The 23,079-nt window shown below is 74.4% G+C and carries 18 protein-coding genes; 5 read left to right on the top strand and 13 right to left on the bottom strand.

The window, feature by feature from the left end; translation table 11 throughout:
• Window positions 1-37 precede the first annotated feature (37 nt).
• Window positions 38-979, top strand: a complete 942-nt coding sequence (locus tag ABTY56_RS26925) for an LLM class flavin-dependent oxidoreductase (protein ID WP_350631758.1) — start codon at window positions 38-40, stop codon at window positions 977-979.
• Here the strand turns inward: ABTY56_RS26925 and ABTY56_RS26920 are convergent.
• The 6 genes from ABTY56_RS26920 to ABTY56_RS26895 all read right to left on the bottom strand — a co-directional run bounded on the left by ABTY56_RS26920 (window position 957) and on the right by ABTY56_RS26895 (window position 7,862).
• Window positions 957-2,315 carry a DUF2252 domain-containing protein gene (locus ABTY56_RS26920; RefSeq protein WP_350631757.1) on the bottom strand — a complete coding sequence of 453 codons (1,359 nt, stop codon included), beginning with the start codon at window positions 2,313-2,315 and terminating at the stop codon, window positions 957-959. The genes ABTY56_RS26925 and ABTY56_RS26920 overlap by 23 nt on opposite strands.
• A gap of 155 nt (window positions 2,316-2,470) precedes the next feature.
• Window positions 2,471-4,054: a multicopper oxidase family protein gene (locus ABTY56_RS26915; RefSeq protein ID WP_350631756.1), complete on the bottom strand. Its 1,584-nt coding sequence runs from the start codon at window positions 4,052-4,054 to the stop codon at window positions 2,471-2,473.
• Complete coding sequence (locus tag ABTY56_RS26910; RefSeq protein WP_350631755.1) at window positions 4,051-4,524, bottom strand: hypothetical protein; 474 nt, start codon at window positions 4,522-4,524, stop codon at window positions 4,051-4,053. Before ABTY56_RS26910 ends, ABTY56_RS26915 begins: the two co-directional genes overlap by 4 nt.
• 384 nt (window positions 4,525-4,908) lie before the next feature.
• Window positions 4,909-5,694 (bottom strand): aminotransferase class IV, encoded by a 786-nt coding sequence (locus ABTY56_RS26905; RefSeq protein WP_350631754.1) that lies wholly within the window; start codon window positions 5,692-5,694, stop codon window positions 4,909-4,911.
• Window positions 5,695-5,746: 52 nt separating this feature from the next.
• Entirely contained in the window at window positions 5,747-6,763 is a 1,017-nt protein-coding gene (locus ABTY56_RS26900) for a GNAT family N-acetyltransferase (protein ID WP_350631753.1), read from the bottom strand.
• A 184-nt stretch (window positions 6,764-6,947) separates the two neighbouring features.
• On the bottom strand, window positions 6,948-7,862 hold the full coding sequence (locus ABTY56_RS26895; protein WP_350631752.1) for a DMT family transporter: 915 nt from the start codon (window positions 7,860-7,862) through the stop codon (window positions 6,948-6,950).
• Window positions 7,863-8,015: 153 nt separating this feature from the next.
• Between ABTY56_RS26895 and ABTY56_RS26890 the strand changes: the two genes are divergently transcribed.
• The 3 genes from ABTY56_RS26890 (at window position 8,016) to ABTY56_RS26880 (ending at window position 11,529) form a co-directional block, all read left to right on the top strand.
• Complete coding sequence (locus ABTY56_RS26890; RefSeq protein ID WP_350631751.1) at window positions 8,016-8,918, top strand: LysR family transcriptional regulator; 903 nt, start codon at window positions 8,016-8,018, stop codon at window positions 8,916-8,918.
• Between the two features lie 129 nt (window positions 8,919-9,047).
• Window positions 9,048-10,565: an MFS transporter gene (locus ABTY56_RS26885; RefSeq protein ID WP_350631750.1), complete on the top strand. Its 1,518-nt coding sequence runs from the start codon at window positions 9,048-9,050 to the stop codon at window positions 10,563-10,565.
• Window positions 10,555-11,529, top strand: coding sequence for an Lrp/AsnC family transcriptional regulator (locus ABTY56_RS26880; RefSeq protein WP_350631749.1), 975 nt, complete (start codon window positions 10,555-10,557; stop codon window positions 11,527-11,529). Before ABTY56_RS26885 ends, ABTY56_RS26880 begins: the two co-directional genes overlap by 11 nt.
• Before the next feature lie 300 nt (window positions 11,530-11,829).
• On the opposite strand, the gene ABTY56_RS26875 is transcribed toward ABTY56_RS26880, so the two are convergent.
• The 5 genes from ABTY56_RS26875 to ABTY56_RS26855 all read right to left on the bottom strand — a co-directional run bounded on the left by ABTY56_RS26875 (window position 11,830) and on the right by ABTY56_RS26855 (window position 16,025).
• On the bottom strand, window positions 11,830-12,330 hold the full coding sequence (locus ABTY56_RS26875; RefSeq protein ID WP_350631748.1) for a S26 family signal peptidase: 501 nt from the start codon (window positions 12,328-12,330) through the stop codon (window positions 11,830-11,832).
• Window positions 12,331-12,459: 129 nt separating this feature from the next.
• Entirely contained in the window at window positions 12,460-14,271 is a 1,812-nt protein-coding gene (locus tag ABTY56_RS26870) for an ABC transporter ATP-binding protein (RefSeq protein WP_350631788.1), read from the bottom strand.
• A gap of 245 nt (window positions 14,272-14,516) precedes the next feature.
• On the bottom strand, window positions 14,517-15,083 hold the full coding sequence (locus ABTY56_RS26865) for a TlpA family protein disulfide reductase (protein WP_350631747.1): 567 nt from the start codon (window positions 15,081-15,083) through the stop codon (window positions 14,517-14,519).
• Between the two features lie 123 nt (window positions 15,084-15,206).
• A complete protein-coding gene (locus ABTY56_RS26860) occupies window positions 15,207-15,731 on the bottom strand; it encodes a MauE/DoxX family redox-associated membrane protein (RefSeq protein WP_350631746.1) in 525 nt (174 codons plus the stop codon).
• A gap of 93 nt (window positions 15,732-15,824) precedes the next feature.
• Entirely contained in the window at window positions 15,825-16,025 is a 201-nt protein-coding gene (locus ABTY56_RS26855; RefSeq protein WP_350631745.1) for a hypothetical protein, read from the bottom strand.
• A 333-nt stretch (window positions 16,026-16,358) separates the two neighbouring features.
• On the opposite strand from ABTY56_RS26855, the gene ABTY56_RS26850 reads away from it, so the two are divergent.
• A complete protein-coding gene (locus tag ABTY56_RS26850; protein WP_350631744.1) occupies window positions 16,359-17,735 on the top strand; it encodes a carbohydrate-binding protein in 1,377 nt (458 codons plus the stop codon).
• A 189-nt stretch (window positions 17,736-17,924) separates the two neighbouring features.
• Here ABTY56_RS26850 and ABTY56_RS26845 read toward each other — a convergent pair whose 3' ends face one another.
• Both ABTY56_RS26845 and ABTY56_RS26840 read right to left on the bottom strand, forming a co-directional pair.
• On the bottom strand, window positions 17,925-20,936 hold the full coding sequence (locus ABTY56_RS26845; RefSeq protein WP_350631743.1) for a hypothetical protein: 3,012 nt from the start codon (window positions 20,934-20,936) through the stop codon (window positions 17,925-17,927).
• Window positions 20,936-22,828 (bottom strand): HSP90 family protein, encoded by a 1,893-nt coding sequence (locus ABTY56_RS26840; protein WP_350631742.1) that lies wholly within the window; start codon window positions 22,826-22,828, stop codon window positions 20,936-20,938. Before ABTY56_RS26840 ends, ABTY56_RS26845 begins: the two co-directional genes overlap by 1 nt.
• Window positions 22,829-23,079 lie beyond the last annotated feature (251 nt).

Raw genomic sequence — 23,079 nt, 5'->3', positions numbered from 1 at the left:
ATTGAGCCCGTTCGCCTGCGCCGCCACCATCGACGTCATGGACAACATCGGCGTCTTCCTCCCCACCGGCCAGGACCAGTGGGCCGCGCACGACCCCCGCGACCTGATCGGATTCGCCCGCCGCAGCGAGGAGTTGGGCTTCTCCTCGCTGTTCGTCAACGACTCGCTGCTGAGCCCGAGGATCGAACCGCTCACCATGCTGGCGGCGATCGCCCCGGTGACGGAGCGCATCCGGCTCGGCACCGGCGCCCTGCTGCCGGTGCTGCGCCGCCCGGTACTGGCCGCGCAGACCCTGGCCTCGGTGGACCAGCTCTCCGGCGGCCGGCTGACGGTCGCGGTCGGGGCCGGCTTCCCGGGGCGCTTCGGCCGTCCGCTGCACGAGCTCTCCCAGGTGCCGTGGGAGCGCCGTTTCGCCCGGCTGGACGAGACGGTCGCCCTGTGGCGGGCGCTCTGGTCCGGCGCGAAGGAGTTCCACGGCGAGTTCCACTCCTTCGACGAACTCCCGCCCGCCACCCGGCCGTTCCACCAGGATGGCCCGCCGGTCTGGCTCGGCGGCGGGACCCCGGCGGCGCTGGCCCGCGTCGGGCGCCACTACGACGGCTGGCTGCCCTACCCGCCGGATCCGGCCGACTACGCCACCGGGCTCGACGCCGTCCGGTCGGCGGCCCGCGAGGCCGGACGCTCGCCGGAGGCCGTCGCCCCCGCCCTGTTCGTCAACGTCCGGATCGACCGCGACGCGGAGGAGGCCCGCCGGGCCATGGACGCCTACACCCGCTCCAACTACGGCCTGCCGCTGGCCGAGACGGAGCAGATCCAGGCCTTCGCCGCCGGCAGCCCGGACGAGGTCGCCGCCAAGCTCGCCCGGTACACCTCCGCCGGCGCCCGGCACGTGGTGGCCCGCCTCGGGGCGCTCGAACTGTCGGATCAGCGGGAGCAGTTGGAGCAGTTGGCCGCCCTCACACTCCCGGGGTCGCCTTGATCCGCCCGTCCTCGATCGCCGCGGTCAGCTCCCGGTGGTCCTCCTCCGTCCGGTCCGCGTACCGCACCGCGAACTCGGCCACCGCCTCCGCGAAGGTGTCCGCGCTGCCGAGGTAGCCGGCGATGGCGAGGCGGTCGCCGGTGCGGGCGTGGGCACGGGCGAGGGTGCGGCCGCAGAGGTCGGCGTAGGCGCGCAGGCCGGAGGGCCTCATCTCGGCGACCTCCACCGAGCCCTTCATGTCGCGCAGTTGGCGGCCGTAGAAGTGCCGCCCGGCGCGGCCGGTGGTCCAGCCGAGGAAGATGTCGCTGGAGGCCTGCATCAGGTGCTGGCCGGTGACCACCCGGCGGCCGCCGTGGTGGGCGGCGACCTCGGCGTCCACCCGGGCGGGCGGCAGGTGGTCCTCCAGGACCGACCGACCGGCCTCCTTGATCTGCAGGAAGAGCGGGTCGCTGCCGTCCCGGCCCTCCAGCAGGACGATGAAGCAGCGGGTGCCGACACTGCCGACGCCGACCACCTTGGTGGCCGCGTCCACGAAGCGGTAGCGGTCCAGCAGCACCCGGCGGTCCTCGGCGAGGGTGGCCCGGTAGTCGCTGAACACCTTCCCGACGCCGCGCAGTTCGGTCTCCTTCAGCGGCTCGATCAGGGGCGGCGAGCTGATGATCCGCCGCTGCCCGTCCCGTTCCTCGGTGAGCTTTCCGAACGCCTGCAGGCTGGTGCGGCGCCGGGCGTGGGCGAGCCCGGCCGCGAAGCGCTTGCGCTGTCCGCGCTTCTGGAGCAGCGGCAGCAGGTCGGCGGTGTCCACCCGGGCGTACCAGACGTCGAGTTCGCCCATGCCCGCCAGCCGCCGCATCGCGGCCGCGTAGCCCGTGACGGCGAGGCGGGCGCCGAGGCGCACGCGCTCCTCGTCCAGCCCGATGGAGCGGCCGGCGACGGCGACGCTGGCGGCGAGGCGTTTGACGTCCCATTCGAAGGGGCCGGGGTAGGTCTCGTCGAAGTCGTTGACGTCGAAGAGCAGGGCGCGTTCCGGCGAGGCGTACACGCCGAAGTTCAGCAGGTGGGCGTCGCCGCAGAGTTGGACGGTGAGACCGGTGCCGGGCACGGCGGCGAGGTCGGCGGCCATCACGGCGGCGGCGCCGCGCAGGAAGGCGAACGCGCTGTCGGCCATCCGCCCGTAGCGGATCGGCAGCAGCCGGGCGACCCGGTCCTCGGCCTGCCGTTCCAGCACGCCGAGCGGGTCGGGCCGGTCGGCGGCGGGGATCCACCGGCCGTGCTCGGAGCGGGAGACGCGTTCGCGGGCGGCCCGGCCGCGGCGGCGGCGTTCGGCGGGGGTGGTCATGCGGCGGCTCCGTCCGTCGGCGGGTCCTCCCCGCGGCGCCGGAAGGACGCGGGTGCCCTCTTGGCGACGCTAGGACACGAGTGCCGGAGGGCGCAGCGCACGCCCTCCGGCAGTCGGCCGTCCGGGTGAGACCGCTGGTTCGCCCGGGGGGCGGATCACTGCACCGCGAAGTCCGCCATCATCGCCATGTCCTCGTGCTCCAGGTTGTGGCAGTGCAGCATGTACGTCCCCGCGTAGTCGGTGAAGCGCACCAGCACCTCCACCGCCTCGGCCGGACGCAGGTCGACGGTGTCCTTCCAGCCCGCGTCGTACGGGCCCGGGTCCGCGCCGTTGCGGCCGATCACCTGGAAGTGGTCCAGGTGGACGTGCACCGGGTGGTGCAGGTCGGTCGAGAAGCGCCAGCGCTCGACGGCCCCGAGGGCGGGCGTGGCGATGATCTGACCGGGCTGGTAGGGCTCGCCGTTGATGGTCCAGCCGTCGCCGCGGCTGCGGCGGAAGGTGAAGTCGCGGGTGGTGACGGCCGCGGAGGGGTCCAGGGCCTCGACGGCGGCGAGCTTGTCGGGCACCGTCGTGTCGTCGTTCACCTGCTTGGAGGACACGTCGAAGCGCATCACCTCGGCCGTCCGGCCGCTGCCGAACCGGTTGACCAGGCGTACCTGGGTGCCGGGCTCGTAGCGGGAGAAGTCGACCACCACGTCGAAGCGTTCGGCTGGGGCGAGCTCGATGCCGTCGTGGGCGACCGGGGCGGCGAGCAGGCCGCCGTCGGAGCCGATCTGGACCAGGGCGTCGCCGCCGGAGGGCTGCGGGTCGAGTTCGAGCCGGTAGGGGCGGGCATTGGAGGCGTTGAGCAGGCGCAGCCGGTAGCGGACGCGGTCGACGTCCAGCCGGGGCCAGGGGACGCCGTTCACCAGGATGACGTCGCCGAGCACGCCGTTGGCGTAGGCGGCGGTGACACCGGGCTCGCCGAGCGAGGGGTCGACGGAGGGGTACCGGAAGGACCCGTCGGCGGCGAAGGACCGGTCGGCGATCATCAGCGGCAGGTCGCGCTCGCCGCGGGGCAGCGGCAGGGCGCCCTCCTCGTCGTCCTGGACGAGGTGGAAGCCGGCCAGGCCGCGCCAGACGCCGGGACCGGTGAAGCCCATCCGGTGGTCGTGGTACCAGAGGGTGGCGGCGCGTTGCCGGCCCGGATAGGTGTGGGTGCGCTCGCCGACGACGCTGCGGCCCGCCGCGTGGCGCATCCCCGGCATGCCCTGCATCCCGGGCATCCCGGCGCCCTGGGCGGCGTCGGCCGACGTCCCGACGGGCAGCAGCAGGTCCGTCGGGTAGCCGTCGCTGTCCGCCGGGGTGTGGCCGCCGTGCAGGTGGGTGACGGTCGGAACCGGCAGCTCGTTGCGGTGCTTGACCACCGCCGCCCGCCCGGAGCGGGTGACCAGGGTCGGCCCGGGGAAGCTGCCGCCGTACGTCCAGGCCTCGGTCCGCACACCGGGGACGATCTCCAGCTTGGCGACCTGCTGGGTGATCTCGTAGTAGTCGGTCGTCCCGTCGGTGCGCACCGGCTTCAGCACGGGCGGCACCGGCAGCGGGACCCGGAACGCCTCGGGCAGGTCGAGTTCGCTGCCCAGCAGCCGCCCGGGGCGGCCCGCGGTGAACAGCAGGGCGGCCGAGGGGACGGCGACGGCGGCCAGCGCTCCGGCGCCGAGGACGGAGGCGCCGATGCCCAGGAACCGGCGACGGTTCACTTGGACACCTCCACCGGCCCGCCGGGGCGCGGCAGCCGTCCGCTGCCGTCCACGTTCGGCCCGGGCAGTCCGGCCCGGGCCGGCAGCGGCAGCCGCCAGGCGCCCACGAGGCCGAACAGGATGCCGCTGACCAGCAGCACACCGAGGGTGACGTGCAGGCCGAGGGCCCGGGCGTAGCCGGCGCTGATCTGGCCGATGACCGCGACGGTGAGCAGGAGGGTGGTCCACAACGGCCAGAGCGGGCCCCGGCCGGGCCACCGCACCGCGGCGGCGACCGCCAGTTGGAGCACCACCACGGTACCCAGCATCATCGCGTTGCCCTCGTGGTCCTTCAGGGAGTCGTACGTGCCGTTGAGGAAGCTGCCGGCCAGCATCACCTGGAGCAGGGCCAGCAGGGCCAGCGCGGTGGCGGTGGTGCGCAGCAGGATCAGCGGCCAGCGGGACGCGGGCGCGGCAGGGGGACTGCTCATGTCGGGCTACTCTCTGCTTCGGCGGTCGGGCGGGGCGGGCGAGAGCGTAACTGATCCGACATCACGATCAGCTCCAATAGAGCCTTTTGGGTTAGCCCGTTACCCCATTGCGCCTGCTCGGCCCGTGTTTGTCACCCGGATGAGCGATGCTCTTGAGTGGTCCTCAAGGGCCCAGTCATGAGCTTCGTTCCAGTGCGTCTGATGGGCTGCCGTCGGGGCGGGTCATGAGACGGTCTCATGCGGCGGATCATGAGGCGGCCTCATGGGGGGTGGGTCATGAGGCGGCCTCATGGAAGTGCGCCATGCGGCGGTCTCATGGAGGTGCGCCATGCGGCGGCCTCATGGGGCGGGTCATGAGGGTGGGCCATAGGGCCGGGGTGGCCCCTACACCGCTTCGGCGGCGATCCCGAGGTAGGCCGCGCTCAGTTCGGCGAGCACCGGGTGGAAGGGGTCGAGGACGGTGCCGTCGACGGCCGCCAGCGGCCGGACGCCGACGCCCGCGTTCACCGCGAACGCGGCGCCGAAGCGGCCCAGTTCGGCGGCGGGCAGCGGCTCACGGGACTGCGGGCCGCGGTACGCCCCGGACAGCAGGGCCTCGGTGGTGCCGGGCAGGCTCGGGCCCTGCGGCCAGAGCAGCTTGTCCTCGTCCAGGAAGCCGACGTTCCAGGTCGCACCCTCGGTCACCCGGCCCTCCGGGTCGACCAGCAGCGCGTCGTCGTAGCCCGCGAGTTGGGCCTGCCGCCGCTGGTGGACCAGGCCGAACAGCCCGACGTGCTTCACCTCCGGCAGCTCGCGCCGGTGCACCACGGTGCGCACCCGCAGCGGGGCGGGCGCGGCCGCCGCCGGGCGGGTGGTGACCAGCAGGGCGGGGGCCGCCGGGGCGGCGGGGCGTTCCAGGCCGAGCGCCGGGTCGTACACGGTGACCCGGACGATCACCGGTGCGCCGTCGGCGGGCAGTACCGCGCGGATCCGCTCCCGCACCACCGTCCGGTCCAGCTCCACGGCGAAGAGCGTGCGGCAGTCCCGGACCAGGCGGTCCAGGTGCAGCGTCAGGCCGCGGACCCGGCCCGCCTCGACCCGCATCGTGGTGAAGTGCCCGTAGTTGAGCAGCCCCAACGCAGCCACCCGCGCCGGGTCCGCGGGGGCGCCGTCGATCTCGATCTCAGCCATCCCCCGAGTCTGCCAGCTGCGGCGACGGCACCGGGGCCTGCCCGCCGGCCTGCTACGGGGTCTGCGCCGAACCCTGCGCGGGGCGATGCGCCCGGCCCTGCGCCGGGTCCCGCACCGGATCCCGATCCCCGTCCCGAGCCGGGTCCTGGTTCCGTGTCTGCGGAGCGGGCACCGGCCCGGACACCGGGCGGTACGGGGTGGAGACCGGGCGACGCGCGGCCCGCTCGAACTCCTCGATCCGGTACGCCAACCCCTCCGGCTCCCCCACGTCGCACCACCGCCACGCCTCCGCCCACCACTGCGGACCGCGCACCATCGGGAAGCCCGCCAGCGCCAGGTGCAGGGCCAGCGTCGAGCGCGCGTAGTCGTGCACCCAGCCGTCGGCGCCCCGGTAGTCGGCCGTCTCGTCCAACCGCAGCCAGCGGCCCTCGCGGCCGGCGGTCAGTATCGGCACCCAGCCGCGCAGCCGGTCGGCGACCAGCAGGAGCAGCCGCCCGTCCTGCTCGCGCACCCGGTAGGCGGGGAGTTGGGGCATCCGCGCGAGGGAGAGCGAACGCTTCCAGCCGACCACCCACAGCCCCCTGCGCAGGTAGTAGCGGACGGCCGGCTGCCAGGTCCAGTGCGCCTCCAGCCGGAACCCGGGCAGGCCCTCGGCGGCGGCCGCCGCGTACACCTCGTCCAGCGCGGCGGCGGCCAGCCCGCTCCCGCGCGCGGCCGGGCTCACGTAGAGGGAGGAGACGGCGAGTTGGCCCGGGCCCTTGGTCCAGTTGTCCACCGCGACGGTGCCCACGACGGCGCCGTCGCCGCCCCGGATCCAGTACCGACGGCGGTAGAGCTCCCCGCCGGGCCACTCCCGGCCGCTCTCGCCCAGCCGCTCCCGCCACCCGCGCTCCGCCGGCGGCGCCAGCCCGTCCGGGTCCACCCGCTCGCCCAGCTCGCCCTCCACCAGGGACGCCAAGTCCCACAGCGCGAACCGCTGTTCGTCCCCCTCGGCGACCGCCCGCAGCCGCGGCCCCGCCGCCAGCCGGTCCTGCGCCCGCTCCACCGCCGCATCCCACGACCTCACCACGCCGCCACCCTAGCGGGGCCCGCAGACATTCCGTAATTCAGTGGACACCGAACGTCAGGTCGGATACGAATGCGGGTGTCCGATCAGCCCGGTTCCCCCCGGCTTGTCCCAGGAGGGGCCGTTCGGGAAGGAGATCCCCATGCGTGGCATCTTCGTACGCGCCGTCGCCGGGGCCGCACGCGCCCTAACCGACGGACTGGCGCGCCTTCGGGGCCTGGTCCGCCGAGCCGGTCGCGGCCCCGGAGCGGGGCCGGGTCAGCGCCACGGCCGCGATCACCAGGGCACCGCCGGCCAGGGCGTTCCAACCGACCGGCTCCGCGAGGAACAGTGCGCCGATCGCGGTGGACCACAGCGGCATCACGTAGGTGACGGCCGAGGCCACGGTGGTGCCCGCGGTCCGGATGACGCCGAGGTTGAGCAGGTACGCGAAGCCGGTGCCGACCATGCCGAACACCAGCAGGGCGACGGCCGGGCCGACACCGGGCCAGTGCGGGGCGCCCGCGGCGAGCGGCGCGATGACGGCCAGCTCGGCGGCGGCGCAGCCGATCTGGAGCACGGACAGGGTGGTGACGGACTCCGGCCGCCCGGACAGGAAGCGCCGCAGGTAGACGAAGCCCGCGCCGTAGCAGCAGGCTGCGGCCAGGCAGGCGAGGCCCCCCGCGGCCTCGCCGGAGCCGATGCCGTGCCAGACCCCGAGCACGGTGAGCACGCCGAGGAATCCCAGGGCGAGACCGGTGAGCCGACGGGCGCCCGGGCGGCGCTCCTCGGGCAGGGTGAGCACCGCGAACAGCAGGGTGAACAGCGGAGTGGTCGCGTTCATCACCCCGGCGAGCACCGAGCTGACCCTGGTCTCGCCGAACGGGAAGAGGATGAACGGCACCGTGTTGAGCAGCACCGCGACCAACGCCGAGTGCCCCCACAGCGCACGGTCGCGCGGGATCCGCTCACCGCGCAGCACCAGGACGACGCCCAGCGTGACCGCACCCAGCAGGCACCGCCACAGCGCCACCCAGACCGGAGGCACCCCCGCGTCGACCGCCACCTTGATCAGGGCGAAGCTCGCACCCCAGATCGCCGACAGTGCCACAAAACCCGGCAACCAGCGCCGCACCGCAAACACCCCCGTATTCCTCCGTTGTTCCCTTCACCTGGACAGAGGGTGGCCGGGCGACCGACCATGAGTCCAACAAGTGGCAGTCCTACATGGATGAGGAAGTCTCATGGCCCCAGGTCACACGCCCCGGGACGGCCGATGACGACCGAGATCAACCTGGCCCAGCTCAGGGCGCTGGTCGCGGTCGCCGACACCGGCGGCTTCGGCGCGGCCGCCGACGAACTGGGCATCAGCCAGTCCGCGGTCTCCCACGCGGTGGGCGCGCTGGAGCGGGCCCTCGGCGCACCCGTCGTGATGCGCGGCACCCCCTGCCGGCCGACGCCGCTGGGCGAGCAGGTCCTGCCGCACGCCCGAACGGCCGTCGCGTCCGCCGCCGCCGTACGCACCGTCGCCGCCCAACTCACCGGCGGCCTGACCGGCACCGTCCGGCTCGCCGCGCCGACCACCGTGTGCCAGGCGCTGCTGCCCGGGCTGCTGCGGGACTGGAAGGCGGCGTACCCGGAGGTCACCGTCCGGGTCTTCGAGGGCGAGGACGCCGAGCTGCCCGCCTGGCTGGAGGCCGGCACGGTGGACGCCGCCGTCCTGGTGGACGCCGGGCCGCTACAACCCGGGGCGGTCGCGCTCGGCGCCGACTCGATGCACGCGCTGCTGCGCCGCGACCACCCGCTCGCCGGTCAGGAGACCATCCACGTCGGCGAGTTGGAGGACGACGACTTCCTGCTCTCCGAAGGCGGCTGCGAGCGCCACATCCGCGAGGCCTACCGGCGGGCCGGCGCCCGCTTCGCACCCCGCCACCGGATCCGTGACCTCAACACGCTGATCGGCATGGTGCACGCGGGCGTCGGGGTCTCGGTGATGCCCGCACTGGCGCTGACCATGCTCCCGGCCGACTGCGTGCTGGTGCCGATCCGGCCGGCCGTCCACCGGACGCTGACGCTCACCGGCCCGGCGGGCCGGCCGTGGTCCCCGGTGGTCAGCGGTTTGCTCGCGGGAGTGGGGGCGATGACCAAGGGCCGGGCCCTGGCCGGGGCACCGGCCTGAGTGGAGTTTTTCGGCCCCGGGGGCGGGGCCGGTGGAACTTCCCGTCAATCCGGGCGGCAGTGGCTGGTCGGCGCGGGCATGCGGCCGGAGTGTTGACGTCATTCCGGCCGCATCCCCGAGGGAGACCCGTTGTCCGCACACCCGCTGCCCCCGCCATCCACGCCGTCCACGCCGTCCACGCCGTCCACGCACCCCACCACCCGGCACGCGGTGGCCGGGCAGTCGTCGGCCTCGCACCCGCGCCGCTGGTGGGCGCTCTGCGCGCTGCTCACCGCCGAGGCGATGAACCTGCTGGACGCGACGATCGTCCAGGTCGCCGCGCCTCGCATGCGCGCCGACCTCGGCGGGCCGGCCGCCGCCGTGCCCTGGCTCACCGCCGCGTACACGCTCCCGTTCGCCGTCCTGCTGCTCACCGGCGGACGGCTCGGCGACCGGGCCGGGCGGCGGCGGGTGTTCCGGATCGGCGTCGCGGGCTTCCTGCTCGCCTCGCTGGCCTGCGCGTGCGCGCCCACACTCGGCGCGCTGCTCGCCTTCCGAGCCGTCCAGGGCGCAGCGGCGGCCGTGATCGTGCCGCAGACCATCGGCCTGATCAAGGCCATGTTCCGGGGTCCGGAGACGGCCCGGGCGCTCGGCACGATCGGCCCGGTGATGGGCCTCGCGGCAGTCACCGGCCCGGTGCTCGGCGGCGTGCTCACCCACGCCGACCTCCTCGGCTCCTCCTGGCGTGCGGTCTTCCTGGTCAACCTGCCGCTCGCACTCGCCGTCCTCGCCCTCGCCCCGCTGCTCACCGAGGACCGCGCCCCTCGCCGCCCCGGCCTCGACCCGGCCGGCAGCGCACTGGCGGCACTCGCCACCGGACTGGTCGTGCTGCCGCTGCTGGTCACCGGGCCCGCACCGCTGCCGTGGACGACGGTCGGGGCGGCCGCCGCCGTGGCCTTCGTCGTGCACCAGCGGCGCGGGGCCCGGCACGGCACCGACACCCTGGTCGAGCCGAGCCTGTTCACCTCCGTACGGTTCCCGGCCGCGCTGGTCGCCCTCTCGCTTGCCTTCGCCGCCACCACGGGGCTCAGCCTGGTCGTCGTCCTGCAGCTCCAATTCGGCAGCAGCGCCGACCCCTTGGCCGCCGGGCTGACCCTGCTGCCGATGTCGGCCGGGTTGGCGGCCGGTTCCCTGTGGGCGGGCGCCTCGCTGGTCCGGCGGTACGGGGCGCGGGTCATGCCGGCCGGCCTGGCCGTGCTGGCGCTCGGGGTACTGGCCGCCGTCGGCACCTACCGCACCGGCCAACAGCCGGAGGCGCTACCGTACGCACTCGCCGTGGTCGGGCTCGGGCAGGGACTGTTCACACCCGCCTTCTTCGCCACCGCACTGAAGCCGCTGCGACCGCAGGAGACCGGCTCGGCGGCCGGACTGCTCAACGCCGTGCAGCAACTCGGTTCCACGCTCGGCGTCGCCGTGCTCGGACGGATCTACCTCGCCGCCCCGGACGCGGCCGGGGCGCAGCGCGCCTGCTGGGTGGCGGTGGGAGTGCTGGCCGCCGCCGGCGTGGCGGGGCGGCTGATGAGCGACTCTCATGGCACCCGCGCCGCCATTCGCGCGGCAGAATCGGACGGTGTGTCCGACCACCGGGAACCCACGCATGCTCGATGACCTCGACCGCGCGCTCGTCCACGCCCTGCGCGTCGACGGGCGCGCCCCGTTCAACCGGATCGCCGCCGTGCTCGACGTCTCCCCGCAGACCGTCGCCCGCCGCTACCGGCGGCTGCGCGCCGAGGCCGGACTGCGGGTGGTCGGGCTCGGCGACCCGCACCGGGCCGGACGGGCCCAGTGGCTGCTGCGCCTCACCGCCGGACCGCACACCGCCCAGAACCTCGCCCGGGCGCTGGTCCGCCGCAACGACACCGCCTGGGTGAAACTCGCCTCCGGCGGCACCGAGATCACCGCCATCGTCAACACCGGTCCCGGCCCCGACGGACACGGCCTGCTGCTGCGCGACATCCCCCGCACCGCCGCCGTCACCGACGTCTCCGCCCACTGCCTGCTGCACACCTACCGGGGCGGCCCGTCCGCCTGGCCGGTCAGCACCGAGGCGCTCGACGAGGAACAGCAGGCCCGTCTGCGCCCGGCCGCCGTGAGCCTGCCGGTCGGCCGCCTGGACGAGGCCGACCACGCCCTGCTCGGCGCGCTCCACCAGGACGGCCGCACACCCCTCGGCGACCTCGCCGCTGCCACCGGCCGCACGCCGGCCACCGTCGCCCGCCGGCTCGCCGAACTCCGGGCGGACGGCACGGTCTTCCTCGACGTGGAACTCGACCCCCGGCTGCTGGGCGCGAACATGCAGGCACTGCTCTGGCTGAGCATCGCCCCCACCCACCTCGACGGGGTCGGCCACACTCTCGCCGCCCATCGCGAGCTCGCCTTCGTCGCCGCCACCACCGGCCCCAGCAACCTCGTCGCCCTCGCCCTGTGCACCGACCCCGCCGACCTCCACCGCTACGTGACACGGCAGTTGGGCGCGGTCAAGGAGATCACCGCCCTGGAGTCCTCCCCCGTCCTGCGCACCCTCAAGGCCGCCGGGCCGATCCCGGCGCCACCGGGACACGGCCGGGCCTGACCTGGCCGTCCGGAAGGTTCAGGAGGTGGCGGAGGCCCCGGAGCGGGGCCCCGCCCGGAGCGTCAACGACACAATGCCCGGCGGGTCCGGCAGATCCGGTGGCCCAACCGAGAGTGGCGGCCCCGCCCTGCCGACTGGGGGCGGACCGTCCCGCCCACCGAGGTCACCGCCCCGACGCCAACCGAGCCCACGACCAGGCCACGATGAGGCCGGGGCATCATCCCGGCCCGACACACGACGAGGGCGCGCCCCCGGGCCATCGGCCGGCACCGTCGCCCCTCGCCGTGGCCCGCCTCCCGCTCAGCTCCACAGCCGGACGCCGTCGAGCACCACGCCCACCACGCTCCGCGCCGGGATGGCGCCCCACATCCGGGAGTCCGTGCTGAACCCCGGGTTGTCGCCGAGCAGCACCACGTGCCCGCCCGGCACCGTCCCGCCGGGCACGACCGGGCGGACGGGCTGCGGGACCGGGTCACCGGGCAGCGCTACCAGGCGCTTCACCAGCAGGCGGTCCGGCTGCCGCCGGGCCCGCCCGCCGCCGGGCGCAGCAAGGCCGGGCGTCCCGAGGCGGGGCGTGCCGAAGCCGGGCGCCCCGAGGCCGTCCGGGGCGACCACCACGATCCGGCCCGCACGCAGCCGGGCCGGGCCTCGGCGCAGCACCAGGACGCGCTGGCCTGGCCGCAGGGCGGGGCTCATGCTCGGCCCCGAGACCACGACCACCGACAACACCGCCCGTAGCAGGACGGCGAGGGCCACGAGAGCCACCAGCGCCGCACCACCGACCACCGGCAACAGCCCCATCCCCACACCTCCACCGATCAGCGGACCGACCGGCCCGACACCCGACCCACAACGACACCCCGACCACCGGGGAGAGCAACAGCCGGCCGCCCCGCCGTACCCGCCTCCCGCACGTCCCGCACGCCCCGGTCACCGGCCCGCCCGGCCCGACACCACCGCGTCCTGGTAGCCGGAGGCCTGCAGGGTGAACAGTTCGGCGTAGCGCCCGCCGAGGGCCATCAGTGCGTCGTGGGTGCCCTCTTCGACGACCCGGCCGGCGCCGAGGACGACGATCCGGTCGGCGTCCCGGACCGCGCTGAGCCGGTGCGAGATGACCAGGCTGGTGGCTCCCCGGCGCAACTCCCGTACCCGCTCGTGGAGTTCGTGTTCGGCCTCGGCGTCGAGACCCGAACTGGGTTCGTCCAGGATCATCAGGTCGGCGTCGCCGCGCATGAACGCCCGCGCCACGGCGAGGCGTTGCCACTCGCCGCCGGACAGCGAGTGGCCCCACCCCGTCTCCGTCACGCCCTCCGGCAGGAAGATCCGGCTGAGCAGGGCCCCGTATCCGCCGTCCAGCCGCCGGACCCGCTCGTGGATGCCGGCCGCGCGGGCCGCGTCGACGATGCGGGCCGGGTCGTCGAGGTGGGCGAGGCGGCCGAGGCCGATGTTCTCCCCGGCGGTCAGGTCGTAGCGGCAGTAGTCCTGGAAGACCACGCCGATCCGCTGCCGATACTCGTCGGGCGGGAACTCCCGGATGTCGACGCCGTCCCAGAGCACCCGGCCGCGGTCCGGGTCGTAGAGCCGGCAGAGCAGCTTGACCAGGGTGCTCTTGCCCGCGCCGTTGAGGCCGACCAGGGCGGTGACGGAGTCGGCCCGCAGGGTGAGGTCGACGCCGCGCAGGATCCACGGCGCGTCGGGGTGGTAGCGGAACCAGACGTCCTGGAACTCGATGGTGCCGCGCAGCGCGGTGGCCCGGCGCGGGTCGGTGGCCGGGGCGAGGTCGGGCGGGGCCCCGCCGAGGGCGCGGTAGTGGTCGAAGGTGAGTGCGGCCTGGTAGGCGGAGGCGCCGCCGGCCGCGAGCTGGCCCACGCCGCTCTGGATGCCGGCCACCGCGGCCAGGCAGACCGAGACCTGGCCGAGGGAGAGGTCGCCGTGCCGGGCGGCCCGGATCGCCCACACCAGGCCGAGCGCGTAGACGGCGACGCCGAGCAGCGAGGCGGGCAGTCGGCGGGCGAGGTTCTGCCGGTCGGTCCGTTCCTCCGCCCCGCAGACCGCCTGCAGTTCGTGCCGGGCGCGTCCGCGCAGGAAGTCCTGCAGGCCGAAGAGCCGGATCTCCTTCACCGCGTCGACGTCGGAGACCAGGCTGCTGTAGAAGGACTGGCGCCGGTTGCGGGACATGGTCTCGCTCAGGACGGCGGCCCGGCGGCGGCCCGCGGTCAGCTGCGCCCGGACCAGGGGGAGCGTCAGCAGCAGGGTGAGAGCGCCGAGCAGCGGGTTGACGACGAAGATCGTGCCGAGGAAACCGACCACGGTGAACAGTGCCTGCAGGCTGCCGAAGGCCGCGCCGACCAGGATGTCCGGGGCGACGCCGCCGGCCTGCTGGGCGAGGCGGAGCCGGTCCTGGAACCGGGGGTCCTCGAAGGGCCGAAGGCCGGGTAGGCGGTTGACCGCGTCGAACAGCTCCTCCTGCACCCGCTGCCGGATCGCCCGGCTGGAGCGGGCCCGGGTGTACTCGCCGAGCGCGGGGGCCAGGGCCAGGGCGAGGCTCGCCGCGACCAGCAGGACGCAGGTGCCGGTGGTGGGGCCGGTTGCGGCGCCGGTGAGCGCGTCGAACAGACGGCTCACCAGCAGCGCGGTGGCGGCGGGCAGCAGACCGGCGACCAGCCCGCAGAGCAGCGAGAGCAGGAGTACGGTCCGGCCGGCCCGCCAGGCGAGCGCGCAGGCGGCGCCCGCCGAACGCAGCGCCCGCCCGACCCCGACCGGCCCAGGCCCGGCCCCACGATCCGGCCCACCTCCCGGTCCGTGACCGGGCCCATGACCGGGCCCATGGCCAGGCGCACGCCCCGGCCCACCTCCCAGCCCGCTACCCGGCTCACCGCCCGGCCCGTGACCGGACGTCCGCTCCGACGCGGGGCCGGCGCCGACGACCTCCACGGCAGCGACGGCGGCACTGGCGGCCGCCGTGGCGGCGTCATCAGCAGCGCTCATCACGCGGCGGTCGGGATGACGAGCTCGCCCGGGACCAGGTGGTTGGTGATCCGGCCGTCGGCGGAGACGGAGACGTAGCTGGGCCAGCGCACGATCCCGAACGCCTCGGCCGTGGACTCGCTGTCGGCGCCGGAGGCCTCCACCGACACCCGGGCCACCGGTTCGAGCAGCGTGCGCAGTTCTGCGACCACCGGGCCGCTGCCCTTGACGACCGCGAGGACCCGCTCGCGTCCGCCGGGGTAGCCGGTGACGGCCTTGACGAAGTCGGGCGCCTGCTCCAGACACGGCCCGCAGGTACCGGAGAAGAAGCCGACCACCGCCGGGGCTCCGACCAGGTCCGCCCGGGTGACCGTGCTCTCCGACGCGGTCTGCGCCCTGAATTCCGGCATCGGGGCACCGTCCGGAATTCGGTTGTCGGGCACCGAAACGCCCATGGTGACGTTTCCGAAAGCGGTCGGCGAGCCGTGCGCGGAGCCGTGCGTGTTGAATTTCCGCGCGAGTGCGAGCGTCAACATCAGATTGAACAGCGAGAGACAGCCGATGATGACGACGAAAAGCATGGTCATAATGATTCCTGGCCTCGTTCCGGGATCAGGCGGGGTACAGGGAGGAATTCCCGGTGCGAACCGGGCGGGGGCGGCCCGCGCCGGCGGCGCGGGGGAGCCCGGACGGGCGGGAGCGGGTACGGCTCAGCGCGGCGCCGAGAAGAGCTCGACCAGCGTGTCGGTGGCGATGATCAACGCGCTCGCGAAGCCGGCCGCGAGCAGCACCACCGCCACCCCGGCCGGGCCGAGGCCGCCGGGGCCGGGAGCGGCGCTCGCCACCAGGCCGGCCGCGGCGACGGCGAACAGCACCAGGTTGCGCGCCACATGAGCCTTGCTCACGGGCACTCCGGAGGCACCGAAGCAGGGGCAGGAGACGTCGGCGCCCTGCCGCAGCAGCCGGACGAGGACGGCGGCGAACAGCGCGATCAGCCCGCCGGTCGCGGCGAAGGCCCAGGTCGCGATGGGTGCGGGTGCCCACACCAGGAGGGCGAGGACGGCTTCGGCGACCGGCACGCCGACCGCCGCCACGCCGGTCAGCCGGGGCGGCACGACCGCCATCACACGCAGCGCGGAGGCGAAGTCGCGGCGCGCGCGGAGCTTGGCGATCGCAGACGTGGCGAACACCACCGCGATCACGGCGCGGCAGCCGAGCAACAGGTATGCGGTCATGACTCCCCCTCCGTCGGTGCCCCCGCCGACGCAGGGCGGGGGCACCGACGGCCGTGTGTCAGCCGGCCGGTTCAGTCGGCGAACCGGGACGGGTCAGCAGCCGCCGACGATGACGTAGGTGACACAGGACGGCTTCACCGCACAGTTCCAGGAGCAGCACTCCGTGACGTACAGGTTTTCGCCGCTGCAGTGGGTGGTGGTGCCGGCCGGGCAGGCGCAGTAAGCGTCCGCGACATTCGTGCTGCGGCCGCCGGAAACCACGCGGTCGACCAGGTTGAGAACCGCCTGAACCATTTGTGTTCCTCCGCTCGGGAAGGTGGATTGGAGAGGCTGTGCACTTACTCACGAGATCTCGCGGGTCGAAAAGCTAACCGACCGTTCGAGAGCTTGTCTAGACCAAGTTCGAAGGCCGTCAACGCACAGGCATCCGGAATGATGGGCTCCCCTTCCCTGACATTCGGACTCCCTCTCCACCGGGTCTTGACCCACCCTCCAAGACAGGTCTATACCAGTGAGAGCCCGCGGCAACCACCCCACGCCCCTGGGCCGTTCGGCCTGCCGCCGCGCCACCCCCACCTCCGGCGCGAACGGGCGCTTCCCCCACCGCCGTTTCCTGGAAGGCATCCGATGGAACGCGCTCTTCCCCCACGCCCCACCAGCCCGCAGCACCCCACCGGTCCCCAGCACCCTGCCGTCCCGCACCACCCGACCGCCCGGAAGGCTCCCTCCGGGCCGGGAAACGCACCGGCCACCCCCGGACACCGGCGCCACTCCGGGCGGGCCGCCCTCGCCGCGACCGCCGTGCTCGGCCTGGTCGCCGGGGGCCTCGCCGCCCTGGCCGGCACCGGTTCCGCCTCCGCGGACACCACCGTCGCGACCGCCGCGACCGGCCTGGGCAGCAACTGGTACGCCTCGGCCCCGTACCTGATGCCCGAGGACAACAACCCGCCGGACGCCGCCGCCGTCATGGACGCCACCGGCCAGAAGGCCTTCCAACTGGCGTTCATCCTGGCCCAGGGCAACAGTTGCTCCCCCGCCTGGGGCGGCACCTCCTCGATCGACACCGACACCACCATGCCGAACGTCATCCAGGCCGTCCGCAACAAGGGCGGGGACGTCTCGGTGTCCGTCGGCGGGTACGGCGGCACCAAGCTGGGCCAGGTCTGCGGCACGCCGGAAGCAACCGCCGCCGGGTACCAGAAGGTGATCACCAAGTACCAGCTCAAGGCCATCGACTTCGACCTGGAGGAGCCGGAGTACGAGAACACCGCGGCCATCCACAACGAGATCGGCGCGGCGAGGATCCTCCAGCAGAACAACCCGGGCCTGTACGTCTCGATCACCACCGCTGGCACCAATGCGGGCACCGGTTGGTTCGGCACCCAGATGCTCAACGAGGCCAAGTCCCAGGGCTTCACGCCGAACAACTACTCCATCATGCCGTTCGACGGCGGCTTCAACGGCGCGGCGGCGCAGACCGACGCACTGGTGAAGTTCAACCAAATCCTGCAGACCACGTTCGGCTGGAGCGAGGCCACCGCGTACGCCCACGAGGGCGTGTCGATGATGAACGGCCGCACCGATGCCGCCGAGTACTTCCGCCAGGCCGACTTCCAGACCGTGCTGGACTTCGCCACCGCGCACGGCCTGGCCCGGTACACCTACTGGTCGGTCAACCGGGACCGGCAGTGTCAGGGCCCGGTGGACCCGGGGCTGTCCGGCTCCTGCTCCAGCGTGGCGCAGAACGACTGGGACTTCACCAAGTACACGGTGAAGTTCGCCGGCGCGACCCCACCCACCACCCCGCCCACCACTCCCCCGACCACACCGCCGACCGGCCCCGGCACCTGCACCGCCCCCGCCTGGAGCGCGAGCACCACGTACACCGGCGGCGCCAAGGTCTCCTACAACGGGCACAACTACCACGCCAAGTGGTGGACACTGAACGAGGTGCCGAGCGCCAGCGGCCAGTGGGGCGTCTGGGCCGACGACGGCCCCTGCTGACCGAACGGCGGAACGCGGAACCGCACACGCAAAGGGCCCCGGGATCCACAACCCCGGGGCCCCTCACGTCACTTCGACGCCCGCGCAGGCCCGACGCCCCTCGCCGGCCCGACGCCTGCACCACCCGGGCACCCGCGCCACCTCGGCGCCCGCCGCTGCCTCGGCGCCTGCGCTACGTCGACGCCTGCGTCAGTCCGACGCCGCGAACCGCTCCCGCAGCTCCGCCAGCACCTCCGCCGCCTCCGGCAGCCCGGCCGCCTCGCAGCGCGCGATGCCGGCGGTCAGCCGGGCCACCGCCGCCGTGGTGCGGCCGAGGTCGCTGCCCTCGATCAGCGCGGCCAGCCGGACGGACTCCGCCCGCGGTGCCTCGGCCCGCTCGCCGCCGTGCTCGTACACCGCGACGGCGCGCTCGACCTCCGCCAGCGCCTCCTCGTACCGCTCGGCGACGGCCAGGCAGCGCGCCCGCTCGTAGTGCGAACCGCCGCGCAGGTACCAGGCGTTGTACTCCAGGCCGCGCTCCTCGGCGGTGGCGCCGGCCGCGTCCGCCTCGGTCAGCAGCGCCAGCCCGCGGTCCAGCCCGTCGGCGCCCTGCGCGCGCATCGTGATCCGCGCCAACTCGCGCAGCGTGGCGGCAAATTGGTCGACCTGCGGGGCTTTGCCGTGGGCCTCGCGGGCCCGCCCGAGCGCCGCTTCGGCGGCGTCCCAGCGGTCCGCCTGGGCAAGTGCCAGGGTGGCCTCGCAGGCGACCATGGTGTGGGTCTCCTGGTCCTCCCAGTCGGCCACCAGATCGGCCAGCCGGAGGTACTCCTCGGCGGCGTCCCGGTACTCCTCCAGTTCGGCCAGGCCCCGGGCGAGGTCCAGCCGGGTCTGGGCGAGCATCCTGACGTCCAGCCGCGCCGCCGACGCGTCGAGCAGCACCGACTCCAGGACGGCGACCGCGTCCGCCGCCCGACCGGTGTCGCGCAGCACGTCGGCCAGTTGCAGCCGCACCTGGGCGGCCTCCTCGGCGGCCTCCGCACCCTTGCGGTCGTAGCGCGCGGCGGCCTCCGACAGCGCGCGGACCGCGCCGCCGAGGTCCCCCACCTGCATGCAGGAGTGGCCGAGCATCATGTACGTCGGCGCGTACGGGTAGGAGTCGTCACCCCAGCGGGCGGCCTCGGCCAGGGCCCGGTGGAACACCTCCACGGCCTGGGCCGGCTCGCGGCTCTGCAGCAGCACCTGGCCCAGCAGGCCGAGCACCCGCGGGGTGTGCCACGGCAGGTCGGCGCCGTCCAACTGGGCCAGCACCTCGCGTAGTTCGGCGGCCGCCTCGGCGAACCGGCCCTGCCGGGCGGCGGCGTCGGCGGTGTACTGCCGGGAAGTGGCGGCCCGCCGGGCCGAGCCCAGCTCGACGGCGGTCCGGTGGTAGCCGCCGACCGCCGCCTCGAAGCGCGCGGCGGTCTCGGCGGAGGGTTCGGACAGCGACTCGACCAGGTCGTGGTGGGCGGCGTAGGCGCGGGTCTGCAGCACGATCAGGTAGTCGTCGTCGGTCAGCCCGCCCGTCGCCCGCAACTCCTCGGCCCGGGCCAGCGCCGCATCGAGCGCCGCCCAGTCGGCCGCCTTGCCCGTGCCACCACCGGAGCCGGAGTCGACGCCCTCGCCGGACGAGTCACCGTCGGACGCGTCACCGCCGGACGCGTCACCGCCGGACGAGTCACCGTCGGACGGCTCGTCGAGCTCGACGATCAGCGAGCGGGTGCGGACCATCAGCGCCGCTCCGGGCATCCCCGCCTGCTCGAACAACTCGGCGGCGGCAAGCAGTCCGACCCTGCCCTCGGCGTGCTCGTCGCGCTGCAGCGCTTCGTGGGCGTGCTGTTCGGCGAGTTCGGCGCGCAGCCGCTCGGGGCTGCCCACCTCCGTGCCCTCGGGGTGGACGAAGTCCGCGGCGGCGACACGCTCGGCGATCCGCTTCCAGAGCCGGTCGGAGTCCGGGTGCCCGAGCACGTCCAGCTCCCGGGCCCGCACCACCAGGGCGACGAAGTCCTCCGGCTCCGCCTCGACGGCCCGGCGCGGCGTGGGCGCGACGGCCGGGGCGGCCGCGGACAGCCCGGGCGCGGCGGCGGCGCGCACGCCCAGGGCCAGCGGCTCGGCCAGCAGCGGTTCGACGGCCAGCCGGGCCCGCCGCGCGGCGCCGACCGCATCGGTACCGTTGCGCGCGTCGAAGCGGGCCGCCAGCGCGTCCGCCTCGGCGCGCAGGTGGGCGAGCAGGGTGTCCACCGTCCACGCGGTGCCGGCCGGGCCGCTGACCGTGAGGTCGCCGTGGCCGGCCCGGGCCAGGGCGGCGATCAGGACCTCCACGCCGGTCAGGAAGTCCAGCCGGGAGGCGGCCTCGCCGGTGACGGCGAACAGGTCGCGGTTCTCGGCGAGCAGTTCGAGGCCGCGCGGCTCGTTGCCGGACAGCGCGCAGAACTCGATGTGCCGGGCGACGGAGCCCAGCATCGAGGACTTGCCGCGCGCGAAGCGGTAGCCGGTGAGGTGTGCGGAGCGGGCCTCGTCCAGCCGGTCGCGGCGCAGCAGCGGCAGCAGGGCGACGGACTGGCTGAGGTAGGGCTCCAGCTCGCAGGTGCTGCGGCCGCTCAGCACCGGGGCCAGCACCTCCAGTGCCCGCGCGTCGTCGCCGAGGTCGAGGAAGTGCCGGGCGCGGGACCGGGTCTCGCAGGCCGGGCAGTCGCTCATCTCGGAGCGCGGGCGGGCCGCCCACAGCTCGTAGGCCTCCTGGACGCCGACACCGGTGACGTCGGCCAGGTGGTAGCGCTCGGCGTAGTAGGGCTGGAGGCCGAAGCCGGCCGCGCGGTAGCGGTCGCGCAGTTCGGTGAGCCAGCGTTCGACGGCTGCCAGCGGCACGTCCGGGTTGTCCCGCAGCGCACCGGCCACCCACTTGAAGCGCCAGAACACCTGGTGGCGGGCCCACTCGCCGAAGCCGTCCGGGTCCGTGTCCCACAGCTTGAGCACGCGGGCGAAGACGACCGGGGTCTTGTTGCGCTCGCCGTCGTACTCGTAGGCCTCCATCAGCTCAAGCAGGGCCATCGAGCGGACCTTGGTGTCGTCGAACTGCTCGGCGGCGTCGACGAGTTCCTCGGCGGTGACGGTCCGGGTGCGACCGTACGGGCGGGCGTCGTTCTCGTGCAGCGCGGCCATCACCGCGTCGGGGGTGTCCAGCATCACGCCTCCTTCTCGTCGTCGCGGTTGCGGCCGCCGGCCTCGCCCGGCCCGCCGGCCTCGTGGCCGAGCATGGCGTGGTCGAGCAGGCTGATGAACGAGCGGTTGAGCAGGGCGGACTCGCTGGCCTTGAGCGGGCGGCGGGTCATCAGCACGGCCTGCCCGTACAGCGCCTCGACGGCGGTGACGGCCAGCTCGCGGTTGGTCACCGTCGCGGCGCGGCGCACCAGCGGGTTGAGGTGGTTGAGCACCAGCTGGGCGCGGGGCACCTCGGCGCGCAGCGAGCCGAGGATGTCCGCCCACAACCCGTCGGCCTCGTCGGCGAGTTGGGCGCGGGTGCGCTCGTGCCGGGCCTCCCGGTTGTCGAGCAGCAGGGCGGGCGCGTTGGTCGGGTGGAAGCTGCGCAGGGCGACGTCGCAGTCGAACCGACCGACCACCTCGCGGGCGATCGCCAGGAACGCGTTCGCGGCCAGTTCGGCGGCCGGGTCGACGGTGTCCAGGTGCGCGGTGACGGTGCCCGGGTCGAGGTCGGAGACCGAGACGCCGGGGCGGATCTCCGGCAGCCGGTGCACCAGGTCGCGGTCGTAGGTGTAGCCGCCGTTGACCACGCCGAGGCCGGCCGCGCCGGCGATCGGGGCGACCTGGCGGAACTCCTCGACCGTGCGGGTCACCAGCACCACCGGGTGGCTGCGGGCGAACTCGTCCAGGGTGACGTTGCCGTCGGTGGTCTCGAACGGCAGCCAGGGCAGCATCATCCGCAGCAACTCGTCGTCGTAGCGCGCGAGTTCCTTGACCGCCAGGTGGTGCACGGACAGGAAGCGGTGCAGCAGCGCCGGGTCGCTCGCGGACAGGCCGGTCAGCCAGTCGCGGATCCTGGCGCCGAGCGCGTCGCGGACGGCGGCCAGCGTCTCGTCGGCGTACAGGCCCTCGCGGGAGGCGGTCGGGCGCAGGCCGTCGGTGTCGACGACGCAGCGGACGAAGAACGCCCAGTCCGGCAGCAGCTCGTCGGCCTGATCGGAGAGCAGCATGCCCTTGAGGTGCACCCGGTGTCCGTTGCGGCGCGAGGGCGGGGCGGCGTCCGGCAGCACGTACGCGACGCCGCGCAGGCCGACCAGCGGCAGGTCCAGCTCGATGGTGTCGAGCGGGGTGAAGTCGAAGGTGGCGCGGCAGTACTCGCCGAGCGCGTCGCGCTTGGCCAGCGGCGAGGCGTACCGCTCGGCCCACGGCGGGGTGCGGTTCACCCGGTGCTCGGTGCCGCCCGCGTCGATCACGGTGACGTCGTGGCGCAGCAGGCTGCCGAAGTCCCGGGCGAGGGTGAGCACCCGGGCGGGGCGGGTCCACTCGGCGGCGTCGGCGCGCGGGGCCAGGGTGACGGTGGTGCCCGGCTCGGGCTTGGCCTCGGCGGGCAGGGTGCGGATGGTGTAGCTGCCGTCGGAGCTGCCGCGCCACTCGATCACCGGGGCGTCCGGGGCGGCGGCGGAGCGGGTGACCACGGTGATCTCGTCGGCGACCACGAAGCAGGCGAGCAGGCCGATGCCGAACTGGCCGATGAAGTCGCCCCGGGCCTTGGCCAGTCCGGCGCCGTCGAGGCGGCCGTCGGCGTCGCGCTTGGAGCTGCGGCCGATGGTGGCGAGGAAGGTGTGGACGTCCTTCTCGGTCAGGCCGACGCCGGTGTCGGTGACGGACAGCTCGTCGTCGGCGCGGACGGTGATCCGGGCCGGCGCCTCGGGGTCGAGGGCGCGGCGGGCGGAGATCGCGTCCACCGCGTTCTGCAGCAGCTCGCGCAGGTAGACGCGCGGGCTGGAGTAGAGGTGGTGGGAGAGCAGGTCCACCAGGCCGCGCAGGTCAACCTGGAAGGTGTGCTGCGCACTCGTCGGGTTGTCGGTTGGGGACACCGGAGGCTCTTTCGATCGCGGGTGGGTGACGTTTCAGGGGGCGCGACTGGCCGCCGGGACACGGTCGGCGTCGTCGGGCGGCCGGCATCGGCGGGCTGTCGGTGTCGGCAGACGGTCGGTGCCGGCGGTCGTCGGCACCGGCAGACGGTCGGCGTCCGGCGCCGGCACGCGCTACGGCGTCGCGATGCGGCTCTGCATCAGGACACCGGCGGTGTCGGACACGGTCGGCCGTGGTGGGTGCACGGCCGGCC

Source organism: Kitasatospora sp. NPDC097691, assembly GCF_040302665.1.
Classification (GTDB): Bacteria; Actinomycetota; Actinomycetes; order Streptomycetales; family Streptomycetaceae; genus Kitasatospora.
This window is presented reverse-complemented; position numbering and strand designations above follow the sequence as displayed.

Excerpts from the sequence above, each read along its gene's own strand:
- ABTY56_RS26925 (WP_350631758.1), top strand. The coding sequence starts at position 38 with ATGGACAACATCGGCGTCTTCCTCCCCACCGGCCAGGACCAGTGGGCC.
- ABTY56_RS26920 (WP_350631757.1), bottom strand. The coding sequence starts at position 2,315 with ATGACCACCCCCGCCGAACGCCGCCGCCGCGGCCGGGCCGCCCGCGAA.
- ABTY56_RS26910 (WP_350631755.1), bottom strand. The coding sequence starts at position 4,524 with ATGAGCAGTCCCCCTGCCGCGCCCGCGTCCCGCTGGCCGCTGATCCTG.
- ABTY56_RS26905 (WP_350631754.1), bottom strand. The coding sequence starts at position 5,694 with ATGGCTGAGATCGAGATCGACGGCGCCCCCGCGGACCCGGCGCGGGTG.
- ABTY56_RS26890 (WP_350631751.1), top strand. The coding sequence starts at position 8,016 with ATGACGACCGAGATCAACCTGGCCCAGCTCAGGGCGCTGGTCGCGGTC.
- ABTY56_RS26880 (WP_350631749.1), top strand. The coding sequence starts at position 10,555 with ATGCTCGATGACCTCGACCGCGCGCTCGTCCACGCCCTGCGCGTCGAC.
- ABTY56_RS26875 (WP_350631748.1), bottom strand. The coding sequence starts at position 12,330 with ATGGGGCTGTTGCCGGTGGTCGGTGGTGCGGCGCTGGTGGCTCTCGTG.
- ABTY56_RS26865 (WP_350631747.1), bottom strand. The coding sequence starts at position 15,083 with ATGACCATGCTTTTCGTCGTCATCATCGGCTGTCTCTCGCTGTTCAAT.
- ABTY56_RS26860 (WP_350631746.1), bottom strand. The coding sequence starts at position 15,731 with ATGACCGCATACCTGTTGCTCGGCTGCCGCGCCGTGATCGCGGTGGTG.
- ABTY56_RS26855 (WP_350631745.1), bottom strand. The coding sequence starts at position 16,025 with ATGGTTCAGGCGGTTCTCAACCTGGTCGACCGCGTGGTTTCCGGCGGC.
- ABTY56_RS26850 (WP_350631744.1), top strand. The coding sequence starts at position 16,359 with ATGGAACGCGCTCTTCCCCCACGCCCCACCAGCCCGCAGCACCCCACC.
- ABTY56_RS26845 (WP_350631743.1), bottom strand. The coding sequence starts at position 20,936 with ATGCTGGACACCCCCGACGCGGTGATGGCCGCGCTGCACGAGAACGAC.